This is a genomic window from Micromonospora sp. RTBAU3-60 (genome assembly GCF_054963695.1).
This window is the reverse complement of the sequence record NZ_JBUEGB010000112.1, coordinates 1-13,102: the sequence shown is the minus strand read 5'-3', so window position 1 is coordinate 13,102 and position 13,102 is coordinate 1. Positions and strand designations below refer to the sequence as shown.

Annotated in this window: 11 protein-coding genes and 1 pseudogene; 8 read left to right on the top strand and 4 right to left on the bottom strand. The window is 69.3% G+C overall.

Annotated features, from left to right (window positions below; genetic code table 11):
* The 3 genes and pseudogenes from ACY34I_RS38670 to ACY34I_RS38660 form a co-directional block, all read left to right on the top strand.
* Positions 1 to 372: pseudogene (locus ACY34I_RS38670) on the top strand (DUF2637 domain-containing protein); the annotation flags it as partial.
* 471 nt (positions 373 to 843) lie between these two features.
* Positions 844 to 1,779 (top strand): replication-relaxation family protein, encoded by a 936-nt coding sequence (locus tag ACY34I_RS38665; RefSeq protein ID WP_462760224.1) that lies wholly within the window; start codon positions 844 to 846, stop codon positions 1,777 to 1,779.
* 314 nt (positions 1,780 to 2,093) lie between these two features.
* Positions 2,094 to 2,525 (top strand): hypothetical protein, encoded by a 432-nt coding sequence (locus ACY34I_RS38660; RefSeq protein WP_462760222.1) that lies wholly within the window; start codon positions 2,094 to 2,096, stop codon positions 2,523 to 2,525.
* Between the two features lie 177 nt (positions 2,526 to 2,702).
* Here ACY34I_RS38660 and ACY34I_RS38655 read toward each other — a convergent pair whose 3' ends face one another.
* The 4 genes from ACY34I_RS38655 to ACY34I_RS38640 form a co-directional block, all read right to left on the bottom strand.
* Positions 2,703 to 3,563 (bottom strand): 5-oxoprolinase subunit C family protein, encoded by an 861-nt coding sequence (locus ACY34I_RS38655; protein ID WP_462760220.1) that lies wholly within the window; start codon positions 3,561 to 3,563, stop codon positions 2,703 to 2,705.
* Entirely contained in the window at positions 3,560 to 4,177 is a 618-nt protein-coding gene (locus tag ACY34I_RS38650; RefSeq protein ID WP_462760218.1) for a 5-oxoprolinase subunit B family protein, read from the bottom strand. The genes ACY34I_RS38655 and ACY34I_RS38650 overlap by 4 nt, the downstream gene beginning before the upstream one ends.
* Positions 4,174 to 4,923: a LamB/YcsF family protein gene (locus tag ACY34I_RS38645; RefSeq protein ID WP_462760226.1), complete on the bottom strand. Its 750-nt coding sequence runs from the start codon at positions 4,921 to 4,923 to the stop codon at positions 4,174 to 4,176. Before ACY34I_RS38645 ends, ACY34I_RS38650 begins: the two co-directional genes overlap by 4 nt.
* A gap of 94 nt (positions 4,924 to 5,017) precedes the next feature.
* Positions 5,018 to 5,692, bottom strand: coding sequence for a GntR family transcriptional regulator (locus ACY34I_RS38640; RefSeq protein ID WP_462760216.1), 675 nt, complete (start codon positions 5,690 to 5,692; stop codon positions 5,018 to 5,020).
* Between the two features lie 372 nt (positions 5,693 to 6,064).
* Here ACY34I_RS38640 and ACY34I_RS38635 point away from each other — a divergent pair, with 372 nt between their 5' ends.
* From ACY34I_RS38635 to ACY34I_RS38615, 5 genes are read left to right on the top strand one after another with little or no spacing between them, the layout of a single operon-like run.
* Positions 6,065 to 7,330 (top strand): M20 family metallopeptidase, encoded by a 1,266-nt coding sequence (locus ACY34I_RS38635; RefSeq protein ID WP_462760214.1) that lies wholly within the window; start codon positions 6,065 to 6,067, stop codon positions 7,328 to 7,330.
* Positions 7,320 to 8,507 (top strand): ABC transporter ATP-binding protein, encoded by a 1,188-nt coding sequence (locus ACY34I_RS38630; protein ID WP_462760212.1) that lies wholly within the window; start codon positions 7,320 to 7,322, stop codon positions 8,505 to 8,507. Before ACY34I_RS38635 ends, ACY34I_RS38630 begins: the two co-directional genes overlap by 11 nt.
* A gap of 11 nt (positions 8,508 to 8,518) precedes the next feature.
* Positions 8,519 to 9,646: an ABC transporter substrate-binding protein gene (locus ACY34I_RS38625; RefSeq protein WP_462760210.1), complete on the top strand. Its 1,128-nt coding sequence runs from the start codon at positions 8,519 to 8,521 to the stop codon at positions 9,644 to 9,646.
* Positions 9,646 to 11,448, top strand: a complete 1,803-nt coding sequence (locus tag ACY34I_RS38620; RefSeq protein WP_462760208.1) for an ABC transporter permease subunit — start codon at positions 9,646 to 9,648, stop codon at positions 11,446 to 11,448. Before ACY34I_RS38625 ends, ACY34I_RS38620 begins: the two co-directional genes overlap by 1 nt.
* A gap of 36 nt (positions 11,449 to 11,484) precedes the next feature.
* Positions 11,485 to 13,083 carry an N-acyl-D-amino-acid deacylase family protein gene (locus ACY34I_RS38615; RefSeq protein WP_462760206.1) on the top strand — a complete coding sequence of 533 codons (1,599 nt, stop codon included), beginning with the start codon at positions 11,485 to 11,487 and terminating at the stop codon, positions 13,081 to 13,083.
* Positions 13,084 to 13,102 lie beyond the last annotated feature (19 nt).

Below are 13,102 nucleotides of genomic sequence, written 5' to 3'. Positions count from 1 at the left end.
TCCGCGGTCCCGGACAGCCGCGAGCCGGTCCCCGGACCGCGGTTGCCGGTCCCTGCGAGGACTGCCGCGGTCCGGGACCCCACCACCACGACGGTCCCCACTCCGGCGGACCCGGCGGTCCCGGACCGGCACGACAGCGACATGCCGGTCCGGGACCGTGGCCCGGAGACCAGCGGTCTGGTCCCGGCCGCCCGGACCGCCGCCCGCACCCTCGCCGCCCACGGGACGCCGCTGTCCCGCAACTCACTCGCCCGACAGCTACGCGCCGACGGGCACCAACTGTCCAACGCCACCGCCACAGCGCTGCTGCGTGTCCTACGCGCCGAGGCCACCCCACCCGCACCGGATCCGTCACATCAGAAGACCGCCTGACAGAACCGTCACCGGCGACTCCTGTCAGACCAAGCCGTCCCCCTGGGAGACCAGCCGCGCGGCTGTCAGGAACCCCGCCGTCTGACAGAACCTGACCCGATCTGACAGCACGCACACCAGCCCGTCCTGACAGAAAGCACGCCAGCCCGCGACAACGGGGCGGCCAGTGCACGCACCCGCCCGCCCAAGCACCCTGATGAAGGAGCAACCAGATGCTGAACCAGCTCAACAACCCCTGCCCGCGCCAGCTGCGTCGTCACCGACCCGCATCACACGTCCAGCGACACCCTTGTCGCGGTTTGGGAGGCCGTGTGGGCGTCGGTGTCGGTCTCCGTTTGCCTGTCCGCCTTGATACTGACCCCCGAACCGACCCCCCAACGCCACTGACAGCCCAGGTCAGGCCCACTCCCACAGACCTTGATCTGCTCCAGACACACCCCATGTTTGGGGTGTCCCCCCAAGGGGCCGCCCATGCGTAAACCGCTACCCGCTGCGGACCCGCTCCTGCGGCTGCAGGCCAGCATCACCACCCGCGACGACCGCCTCCTCGGCTGGCTCTACGACCACGGCGTCCTCACCACCGACCAGATCGCCACCGCCTTGTTCCCGTCCCTCGATTTCGCCCAACGCCGGCTACGCCGCCTCACCGTCCTGCGGGCGGTAGACCGGTTCCGGCCCAACAAGCCCGACGGCGGCTCCTACCCGTACCACTACGTCCTGGACCAACTCGGCTACCACCACGTCCACGCCCAACGCGGACTCGGATCACCACGCAGGGACCAGGCCCGCCGCCGCAAACAGTCCCTGACCGCGCGGCCGGACCTGCCGCACCTGCTCGGCGGCAACCAGGTCTTCATCGACCTCGCGACCCACGCCCGTATCCACCCCAACACCAGTCTGGATCGCTGGCAGCCCGCCTCCGCCTTTCACAGCCCGGGGGTGTTCTACCGTGAAGGCGACAATCCGCAGATGATCGTCCGACCGACAGGACTGCCCCGCCCCGACGGCGCTGGGGTGTGGACCGAGCACGGACGGTCCGTGCCGTTCTTCCTCGAGTACGACACCGGCCGTGAACGCCTCGACATCCTCACCGAGAAGATCGCCAAGTACGAGTGGCTGTACGCCATGAGCACCTGGGCCTGGCCGATCCTGTTCCACCTACCCTCCGCCCGCCGCGAGACGAACCTGCACCACCGCCTCACCGACATCGGCCTGACGGCGATCATCGCCACCACCACGGTGGAACTGCGCACGGCGACCGATGCCAGCCCGGCCGAGCAGCTGTGGCAAATAGCCGGCCGCAGGGCCGGCCGCCACCGGCTCATCGACCTTCCCTACACCGACACCGACCACGACAACGAGTTCCCCACACTCGCCGTGCCGGATCCGGATGGGCAGGCGGCATGATGGGCCGGTAAGAGCAGATGGCCCGCTGCGCAACCTGTGGCCACACGCCACCGGATGCCCACCCGCCCAGCCAGCCCTGCTGCACCGGCTCGCCGATGAGTTGGGGGAGCAGTCCCGCCAGCTCGCCGAGGTGTGCGCTGAAAACCGACGTATCAAGAACGCCCTGCGGAGCTGGCAGTGGGCCGAGGCAGAGCTGAGGCAGGCCGGGCTGCCGAAGGTGGCCGAGAATGCCCCAGGAACCCTTCCGCCGAGGCGATGATCATGAAATAGTCACTGCCGCAATTGGACACTGGCAAGAGGACAGAGGAGAGATCATGCGAAACCGCGCGAGGGTGGGCATCGTCGCGGCGATGGCTGCCGTGCTGGTCGGGGCGACGTCCACCGCCGCCTACGCCGACTACTACACCTCTGGTTGCCGGAATGCATACAACGACGCCGGCGGCCTGGACTGCTGGGTCATGTTCTGGAAGGACGGCATCGCGCTGGGCGGCGGCGAGTTCCACGCCTACGGCGAGCACCTGTTCGCGTACGACTCGTGGGCGGACGGCCGGGGCGTCTACGTGGGGGCCACGTGGTGGGAGGGCAGCTACCAGCACTCGAACGGCTTCAAGTTGACCAGCGGTGCGAACACCAGTCGCACCCTGGACCTGGGGAACATCCCCGAGGGAACGAGCGTGACCTTCACGTCGTGCCAGACCGACGACGGGGCGCTGCTCAACTGCCGTACCCAGACGGCAAGGGCCTAGCATTCCGAGGTCACCTGGCTTCGGCGTCGGGTGTGGCACGGGCATGAGGATGGTATGAGGACGGCCACCGCGTTGATCGCCGATGGTTGGTGAAGACAGCCGAGGATCGCGCGGTGGCCTCGTGCCGCAGCCTGGACCCGACCGGGTGGCGGGTCATCGACCACCACCGCTGGGTGTTCAGGTGACGCGCAGCCGTAGCCTCTGCCCGGGTTTGGCTTGCGCCAGCAGCGGGAGGGATCTCGCGCGGACGACGCCAAGGACGGGGTAACCCCCGGTCACGGGGTGGTCGGCGAGGAAGATGACCGGCTGCCCGGACGGCGGGATCTGGATGGCCCCGGCGACGAGTCCTTCGCTGGGGAGTTCGTCCTGGCGTACTCGTCCGATCACGTTGCCCTGCAGCCGCATCCCGATCCGGTTGGTGTCGGGGCTGACCCGGTAGCTGTCTCTCAGCGCGTCGAGGGCGTTGTCGGCGAACCAGCCGGGCCGACGCAGGGGTTGGATCTCGATCACTGGCTCCTGCGGAAGGGGAGCCAGCGGTACCAGATCGATCGGGGCTACCGGGCCTGCGGTCGCGTCGCCGATCGGCAGGATCTGGCCGGCCTGGAGCGGCGCTGGTCCGATTCCGGTGAGCGTGTCGGTCGAGCGGGAGCCCAGCACGGGGGGCACGGCTATCCCGCCCCGGACTGCCAGGTAACTGCGTAGGCCTGCGGCCGGGACGCCGATCTTCAGCTCGCCGCCTGCGGGGACGAAGACCGGACCGTACGGTGCGCAGGCCCGACCCGCCGAGACGACCGGGGCAGGGGCGCCGGTGACGGCCACCCAGCAGGAACGGCTGAACCGGGCGACCAGGCCACCCAGGGTCACTTCCAGGGCGGCCACGTTCGGCGCGTTGCCGACCAGCCGGTTCGCGAGCTGGTAGGCGGGCCGGTCGCAGGCGCCGGACGGGCTCACCCCGAGCCGGGCGAGGCCGGGCCGCCCGTTGTCCTGGACGGTGGTCAACGGGCCGGGCCGGACGATCTCCAGAGTGCCGCCCGTCATGGCGTCACGCGCCGGAAGCGTACGCGCATGCCGGGCTGGAGCAGGGCGGGCGGCTCCCGGTCCAGGTCCCACATCTCGAGGGTGGTGTGCCCGAGGAGGCGCCAGCCACCGGGGGACTCCCGTGGGTAGACGGCGGTGTACTCGCCGGCGATCGCGATCGACCCGGTGGGGACTCTGGTGCGGGGCACGTCGCGTCGGGGCATGTGCAGGGCGGGATCCAGGCCGGTCAGGTAGGCGAATCCCGGGGCGAAGCCCACGAAGGCGACGACGTACTCCGTGGTTTCGTGGCGCCGAACGACCTCCTCCACGGACATGCCGAGGCTGGCCGCGACCTCATCCAGGTCCGCGCCGTCGTAGCGGGCGGGCACCTCGACCAGGTCGCCGACCGCCCGGTCCACCGGGGGAATGCTTCTGGTCCGCAGCGTCGGTGCGGCCGCGGCGGCGGACTCCTCGTCCTCTAGGACGACGAGCACGCTGGCCGCCGCGGACACCAGATCCACCACGCCCGCGGGGGGCTCGCGCCGGATGTCGTCGTACAGCGCCAGCGCTTCGTGGTGGTCGGCGACCTCGATGAGCAGGGCGCGTTCGCCGTACGGCAGGACTCGCAGGCTCATGTGCGGGCCTCGATGGTCACGCCGGCGGCCACCAGGGCCTGGCGTACGGCACGGGCGATGGCGACGGCCGCCGGCGTGTCGCCGTGTACGCAGATCGACTGGGGGGCGACCTCGATGACCGTGTTGTCGTCGGCTTCGATGGTGCCCTCGACCACCATCCGCACGACGCGGGCGGCGATGACGTCGGGGCCGTGGAGGACGGCGTGCGGCAGCCGGCGGGAGACCAGGGTGCCGTCGCTGGTGTAGGCGCGGTCGGCGAACGCCTCGGCCACCGGTTGGAGGCCGGCGTCGGCTGCCTGGCGCAACCAGGCGGATCCCGGCAGCCCGTAGACCGGGAGCGCGGGGTCGACGGCCCGTACCGCCGCGACGACGGCGGCGGCCTGCTCTTCGTGGGTGACGATGGCGTTGTACAGGGCGCCGTGCGGCTTCACATAGCGGACCCGGGTGCCCTCGGCGCGGGCGATGCCGTCGAGGGCGGCGATCTGGTAGAGGACGTCGTTGGTCAGTTCCTCGGGGGCGACGTCGATGAAGCGCCGCCCGAAGCCGGCCAGGTCCCGGTACCCGACCTGGGCGCCCACGCAGACGCCGCGCCGGGCGGCCATGGCGCAGACCCGGCGCATGCTCGAGGCGTCGCCCGCGTGGTAGCCGCAGGCGACGTTGGCGCTGGTGACGATGTCGATCAGCGAGGCGTCGTCGCCCATCGGCCAGATGCCGAACGCCTCGCCCAGGTCCGCGTTGAGGTCCACGGCCGGGGTAGTGCCGGTCATGCGCCGGGGCCCGCCGGTCGTGGTTGCCGTGACCGGGGGCCGGGGTGGGGGACCCTGGTGCGATGCGCCGCTGTCACGGCGTGATCGCCGCCAGTAGTTGGCGCTGTGCTCGCTCAAGATAGGCTGCCATCTCTCGGGATGCCTGACCTGTGTCGCCGGCGCGCAGCAGATCGGAGATTCGTTCGTTGGTTTCCAGGTAGGGCTCGTGGAACGGCTGGAGATCCTCGACGGCTCCGAAGGCGAGGCGCAGCTCCGCCAGGAGGCTTTCGGCCGCCACCGTCAGCCGTTCGCTGCCGGCGAGGCGGACGATCGCGACGTGGAATTCCATGTTCGCGGTGCCGACGGCGGACCACATGCCGCGGTAGGCGTACGCGTATCCGTCGCGCACGGCGGCATCCACCTGCGCCAACATCCCGGGCTCGGTGAGTGCGGGGCCGGCGTTCTCGATCGCGCCCAGCTCCAGCACCCGCCGCATCTGGTAGATGTCGTTGACATCGTCCGGGCCGAGGCTGCGCACCCGTACGCCCCGGTTGGCCTCGTAGACGACCAGCCGCTCCTGGGTCAGCAGCCGGAAGCCCTCGCGCAGCGTGTTCCGGGAGACGGACAGGTCCTCGACGAGCCGCGCCTCGCGCAGGAACTCGCCGGACTTCAGCTGGCCTTCCATGATCCGGCGCCGCAGCACCGCCGCGACCCGGCTTGCTCCGGATGCCTGCTCCGTTGAATCTTCACGTGCAATAGCTGTCGCCACCGGGTTTCCTTAACGGCTCTGTCGGGACCGCGCGACCCATTCTCATGGCACCCCATCGCCAACGAGTCGTTCAACAATCATGTGGCACAGCCTTGCGTGTGTCGAGTGTGGGCGGTTTCGTGTCGGACTCCCGGCCAACGGGCAGCGGGTCGGGAGCGGGCCCGTGGCGCTGCAGGTTAGCGCAGCTTTTGCTCAACACGGCAGCGCCATGTCGCGTGGAACGCCTCCGCCAGGTCGGGCCAGATTCCCACGTCAGAGCCCTGAAAATCAACTCTTCCCTCACCTGACCTGCCTTGCTATCGTTCAACAATCTTGCCAGGCCGCCCGAGGGTCGGCTGGCACCGTCCCGGTGGCGACAGGCAGGTACGACTCATGACCGACGCGCAACCCGTCCGCTCCGCGGAGCCGTCCGTGCGCGCCCTGGCGGCCGGTCTCGACGTGGCGAGGCCGCTGGCGCTGCTGCAGCGCATGGTGCGCTTCGACTCCCGGACCGAGACCCCCGGCGAGGTGCAGCTCGCGAAGTGGCTGGTCGACTACATGACCGAGCTCGGGCTGGACGCGTGGCTCGACGAGGTGTCACCCGGCCGCTACAACGCGATCGGCGTGTTCAAGGGCTCGGGTCGGGACGTCCCCGGCGCGGCGTCACTGCTGTTCAACGGCCACATCGACACCAACCCGGCCACCGAAGGCTGGACGGTCGACCCGTGGGGGGCGCACACCACCGACGAGGTCATCTACGGGCTGGGCGTCTCGAACATGAAGGCCGGGTGCGCCTCGTACCTCAGCGCCGTCGAGGCACTGATCCGCGGCGGCTTCCGACCTGCCGCCGACGTGACCCTCACCTTCGTCGTAGGGGAGCTGCAGGGCGGCATCGGCACCGTGAAGATGATCGAGCACGGGGTACGCGCCGACTACTTCATCAACTGTGAGCCGACCGACGTCCAGGCGCTGACGCTGCACGCCGGTGCCTTCAACTTCACCGTCGAGCTGACCGGGGTGACCCGCCACCTGTCGAAGCGTGAGGAGTCCGTCGACGCCATCGTCGCCGCGTGTGCGCTGGTGCCGCGCCTGAACGCGCTGACCTTCTCCGGCGCGGCCGACGAGCGGCACCGCGAGGTCAACCGCTGCAACGTCGGGGTGATCCACGGTGCGCTGGGCCGGAGCCTGGAGGAGTGGCGCCCGCCGCAGATCGCCGACTTCGTACGCCTCGTCGGCACCGGCCGGTACGCGCCCAGCCAGAGCGTCGAGTCCGTCCTCGCCGACCTGCGGCGGGAGCTCGACCGGCTGGAGTCGGAGTTTCCCGGGCTGCGGGCGGAGGTGTTCCCGCAGGAGAAGGTGACCGACCGCCCCGACATGCCGCCGTTCGAGGTGCCCGCCGATTCCCGCATCGTCCGGACGATGAACTCGGCCTACGAGGCGGTCCGGGGCGCCGCCCAACCGACCGGGGCCATCAAGCCGTGCTGTTTCTTCGGGTCCGACGCCGCTCACCTGAGCAAGGCCGGCATGGAGGGGATCGTGTGCGGCCCGGGCGGCAAGTACAACACCATGCCGGACGAGCGCGTCGAACTCGTCGACTACTACGACACGATCCGGATGCACATGCTGGCCATCGAGAAAGTCTGCGGCCGTGGGAACTGAGCGAATCACCGGCCGGAAAGCCGCGGCCGACTTCTCCGGAGCCTCCGTACGGGTGGAGGGGCTCTCCAAGTACTACGGCGACGTCCACGCCGTCGACAACGTCTCGCTCACCGTCGAACCCGGCGAGTTCGTGTCGCTGCTCGGCCCGTCCGGGTCGGGGAAGACCACCCTGCTTATGGCCATCGCCGGCTTCGAAAAGCCGGATTCCGGTGAGGTGTACGTCGGGGACCGGCGGATCACCGGCCTGCCGACGCACAAGCGGAACCTCGGGGTCGTGTTCCAGCGGTACGCGCTCTTTCCCAACATGACCGTCGCCGACAACATCGGTTACGCGCTGAAGGTGCGCGGCGTGTCCAGATCGGAACGCGCGAAGGCGGTCGCCGACGCGATGGACCTGGTCGACCTCACCGGACTGGCGCACCGCCGGCCGACCGCCCTGTCCGGCGGGCAGCAGCAGCGCGTCGCCCTGGCCCGGGCACTGGTGTACCGGCCCCCGATCGTGCTCTTCGACGAGCCCCTGGGTGCCCTGGACCGGAAGCTTCGCGAACAGGTCCAGCTGGAGATCCGCCGCCTGCACCAGGAACTCGGCCTCACCATGATCTTCGTAACCCATGATCAGGAAGAGGCGCTCGTGATGTCCGACCGGGTGGCCCTGCTGAGGGACGGAAGGATCGAGCAGTTCGGCCCCGGGCACGAGCTGTACGACGCTCCCGCGACCGAATTCGTGGCCGGATTCCTCGGCCGTACCAACATTCTCGATTCGACGGTGGCCTCCGTCGCCGGCGGCCAGACCCAGGTCGCCCTCGGCGACCGGCGCTATCCCGCGCAGTTCCCGACCGGGGTCCGACCGGAAACCGGGCAGAAATGCCGGGTGGCGCTGCGGCCCGAGGCGATCCGCCTCAGCCGGAACGACCGCCCCGCGAGTTTGTCCGGGCAGGTCATCGAGATCGTCTTCTCCGGGCCCACCACGACGGTCCGCGTGCGCGTGGGCGACCAGGAACTCATGGTCCAAGGGCTCTCCTCCGACCCCGCGATCCGGGTGCGGGAGGGGGCGACCGTGCATCTCGAATGGGATCCGGCCGCGTTGCGTGCGTTCGTCTCTTCCGGTCCCCCCGGAGCCCGCACCGCCGCCACCGCAAACAATTCGCAGCCAGTAATGGAAGGGACTCATCCGTGACGAATCCGGGTGTGACAAGAATTTCGCGGCGCGGCCTGCTGGCGGGCGCCGGGGCCGGACTGCTCGGCCTGGGGCTCTCCGCCTGCGGCGGGAACCCGGACGCCCTCAAGTCGAACGGGCAGGGCGACGGGGGATCCGGGAACTCGAAGCAGCTCGTGGTCTTCGACGGCGGCGGCGCCTGGGGCGCCGCCCAGCGAAAGGCCTTCTTCGAGCCCTTCGAGAAGGAGACCGGCATCAAGGTCATCCCCGCGCCAGCGCCCCCGGCCGCGCAGCTGCGCACGGCCATCGCCTCCGGCAAACCCGGCATGGACGTCGTGGACCTCAACGGGGCCCGCATCGGATCGTGGACCCGGGACGGGCTGCTGCAGAAGATCGACTACAGCCTGTGGAAGGACTCCAGCCTCAAGGACGCCTTCTCCCCGTACCCCGCGCTGGAGACCGCGGTACCCGCGATCGTCTTCGCCGTGCAGCTCGCGTACGACAAGACCCTGACCGGCCGGGAGCTGACCAGCTGGGCGGACATGTGGGACGCGGCGGTCAAGGGCAAGCGCTCCTTCCGTACCGGCGACGGCCCCGGCGGCTGCACCCTGGAGATCGCCCTGCTCGCCGACGGCGTGAAGCCCGAGGACCTCTACCCGCTGGACATGGACCGGGCGCTGCGCAAGCTGTCCGAGGTCAAGCCCCAGGTGCTGAAGTTCTGGGACAACGGCGCGGAATCCATCCAGATGCTGGTCGACAAGCAGATCTCCGCGGTGGCCGCCTGGAACGGCCGCATCCAGTCCGCGATCGCCGACGGCGCGAAGAACATCTCCAGCACCTTCGAGCAGGCCGTGGTGCAGATCGACTACTGGGCGATCCCCAAGGGCTGCTCCAACGTCGAGGGCGCGACCCGGTTCATCGAGTTCGCCTCCAAGCCCGAACGGCAGGCCGAGTTCGCGCAGCTCATCACCTACGCGCCGACCATCCCGGCCGCCTTCGACCACATCCCCGAGGAGCGCAAGAAGCTCCTGGTCACCGCGCCGGGCATCGTGGAGAAGACGGTCCTGCAGAACACCGACTACTGGAGCTCCATCGGGGCCGGCGGCAAGACCAACGAGGAGATCGCCATCGACCGCTGGCAGAAGTGGTTGGCAGGCTGATGTCAACACCGACGGTGCGGGCCAGACGTTCGACGATCCGCCGCCCGACGTGGATGCCGGACGCCGTGCTCTGGCTCGCACTGCCGGCGCTGATCGCTCTCGTCGCCCTGTTCGTCGCGCCACTCAGCCGGCTGGTCGTGGACTCACTGGTCACCGACACCGGGATGTCGCTGTCGCGGTACACCGACCTGCTGCACGACGGGCTCTTCATCCCGGTCATGGAGCGCACTCTCAAGATCGCGCTGGTGGTGACCGTCGTGGCCGCCGCGATCGGCTACCCGCTGGCCTACGCGGCGACCCGGCTGCCGAAGTACCTGGCGGCCGCCGTGCTGGCCAGCGTCTCCCTGCCCTTCTTCACCTCCACCCTGGTCCGCTCGTACGCCTGGCGGGCGCTGCTGGCCGACAACGGCGTCGTCAACAACTGGCTCATCAAGCTGGGCATCTTCTCCGAACCGCACCAGCTCGTCTTCAACGACATCGGCATCGTCATCGGCATGAGCCAGGTGCTCCTGCCGATGATGACCCTGCCGATCTACGCGGCCATGAGCGGCATCGACCGCAAGCTCACCGACGCGGCCCGATCGATGGGGGCCACACCCTTCTCTGCCTGGCGCACCGTCTTCCTCCCGCAGTCCGTGAACGGCCTCATGGCCGGGGCCAGCCTGGTGTTCATCTCGTCGCTGGGCTTCTACACCACCCCCGCCCTCCTCGGCGGGCCCGCGGTACCGATGATCGCCCAACGCATCGACGTGCAGATCAACACCCAGAACCAGTACGGACCCACCGCCGCCCAGGCCACGGTCCTGCTGATCGGGGTCGTGATCCTGATGGTCCTGCTGCGCCGGCCCCTGGGCCTGACCTCCCCGCAGACCCTCGCGGGCAGCACCTCCCGGCCGGTGTCCGGACGTGTGTCGAACGCCGTCGCAGCCATGACGGATCTGATCGCCAACCGCCTGGCCGGCGGTCTCCTCGGACGGGCCGGCCGCCTGGTCGGCGAAGGAATCTCGTACCTGCGCCACGTGCTCCTCGCAGTGGTCACCGTCGTCGGCATCGTCATCCTGGTCGGACCCCAGCTCGTCGTGCTGATGCTCGCCTTCAACAGCTCCAACTTCCTCATCTTCCCGCCCACCGGCTACTCGACGCGGTGGTTCGAGGACTACTTCACCGACGAGTTCTGGCTTTCCTCGACGTACCTGAGCCTCACGGTGGCGATAGCCGCCGCGGCGCTCGCCACGGTGCTCGGCGTACTCTGCGCGTTCGCAGTGGCCAGAACCCGGCTCCGCAAAGCCGGCGTCCTGTTCTACCTGCTGTCCATGGCCCCCCTGGTCATGCCGCCGATCATCTACGCGGTGGCACTGTTCTTCCTCTTCGCGCGGGGCGGGCTGCTCGGCACCCCGACCGCTCTCGTCCTGGCGTACACCATCCTCGGACTCCCGTACGTAATGATCACCTCGCAGGCGGTCATCAGGAACATCGACCCGCTCTACGAACACGCCGCCGCCAGCCTCGGCGCCAACGCGGCACGCCGCGCCCGGGACATCCTGCTGCCCCTCATCCTCCCGGCGGCCATCTCCTCGCTGCTGTTCGCGTTCGTGATGGCCTTCGACGACCTGGTCCTCGGCGTGTTCCTGGGCAGCGCCCAGACGGTCACGCTGCAGGTTCGCATGTACCAGAACATCCAGTTCGAGGTCAGCCCGAAGGTCGCCGCGGTCGGCGTTCTCATGACATTCGCGATGCTGTTCGTCGGATTCCTGGTGATGGTCACCTCGCGGATCCGGGGCGCCCGCGGCAACCGCAGCTGACACCACACCTCACCCCGAATGCCGGAAGGCTCATCCGTGTCCGACTACATACTCTTCGCCGGCGGCACCGTCATTGACGGGACGGGAGCCAAGTCGTCTCCGGGGGACGTCCTAGTCAGTGCGGACCGCATCGTGGACATCCGCCCCCACGGACAGATTTCCCACGACGGCAAACGCGTCATCGCGATCGACGGAAAGGCCATCGCCCCGGGCTTCGTCGACGTCCACTCCCACAGCGACAACGCACCGCTATACGCACCGGGTGACCTGCCGAAGATCCGGCAGGGAGTCACCACCGAGATCGTCGGCAACTGTGGCTTCTCCCTGGCCCCGGCGGACGGTTCACCGGAGGTGACGGCGTTCCTGGCCCAGTGCTTCCCACGCGGCGGCCCCGTCTTCCGGAGCTTCGCCGACTATGTCGACGCGGCGGACCAGGGTGGCTACCTCACCAACCTGGCGGCCCTGGTGGGAGAGGGCAATCTCCGTTTGCTCGCGCACGGTCCCGGCAGTGGGAGCCTGTCGCCAGACGGACTGGCCACGATGATCCGCCACATCCGGGAGGCGTGCGACGCCGGAGCATTCGGCCTGTCGACCGGCCTCGCCTACGTGCCCGGCATGTTCGGCACGCCCGAGCAGATCAGCCAACTCGTGGCGGCGATGCCGGCCGGACGGGTGTACGCCACGCACATGCGTAACGAAGGCAGCCGCATCACGGACGGCATCGCCGAAGCGGTGCGCGTCTCCCGGGATTCCGGCCACCCCGTGCAGATCTCCCACCTGAAGATCGCCGATCGGAGCAACTGGGGCGCGGCAGGAGAGATCCTCGCCCACCTCGACAACGAACGGCGTGCCGGCACACGGATCGGACAGGACGCCTACCCATACACCACGTCGTCCATGATGCTCTCGTCGTGCCTGCCGCCGTGGGTGCTGGACGGCGGCGTCGACGCGATGCTGGAGCGGCTGAGAGACCCGCGGACGCGGCAGCGCATCGCCAGCGAGGTCCTCGACCCGACCAGCAATCCGCGCAACGCGGGATGGGACTCCTACATCGCCACAGCCGGCTATGCGGGCATCCGGGTCGCCTCCACCGCCACCGGCCGGTATGACCACAGCACCATCACCCAACTCGCCCAGCGGCTCGACCTCGAGCCATTCGACGCCCTGGCCAGGGTCGTCGTCGAGGAGGGCAACGTCGCCAACATGATCGCCTCGCTCATCGACGACCGCGACCTCGAAGCGATCCTGCGTCACGACCAGACGATGATCGGCACAGACGGGGCACCTCCCGGATTCGGCAAGGCTCCCCACCCACGGGTCGCCGGCACCTTCGTCAAGGTCCTCGGCGAGTTCGTCCGGGAGAAGCGGGTGCTCACCCTCGAGGAAGCCGTACGGCGGATGAGCGCCCTGCCCGCTGAGTTCTTCGGGCTGCCCGACCGTGGCACCATCGCTGCCGGCAAGGTCGCCGACCTGGTCGTCTTCGATCCGCAGACGGTGCGCGACAATGCCACCTACGACGAGCCACTCCGGCCGCCCACCGGTGTCGAATTCGTCTACGTCGGTGGCCGGAGCGCCATCGAGGGATCGACGTGGACCGGTATCCGCAGCGGAAGGCGCCTGGCACCCGTTGGCTGAGACTCGAGACTCTGCTATC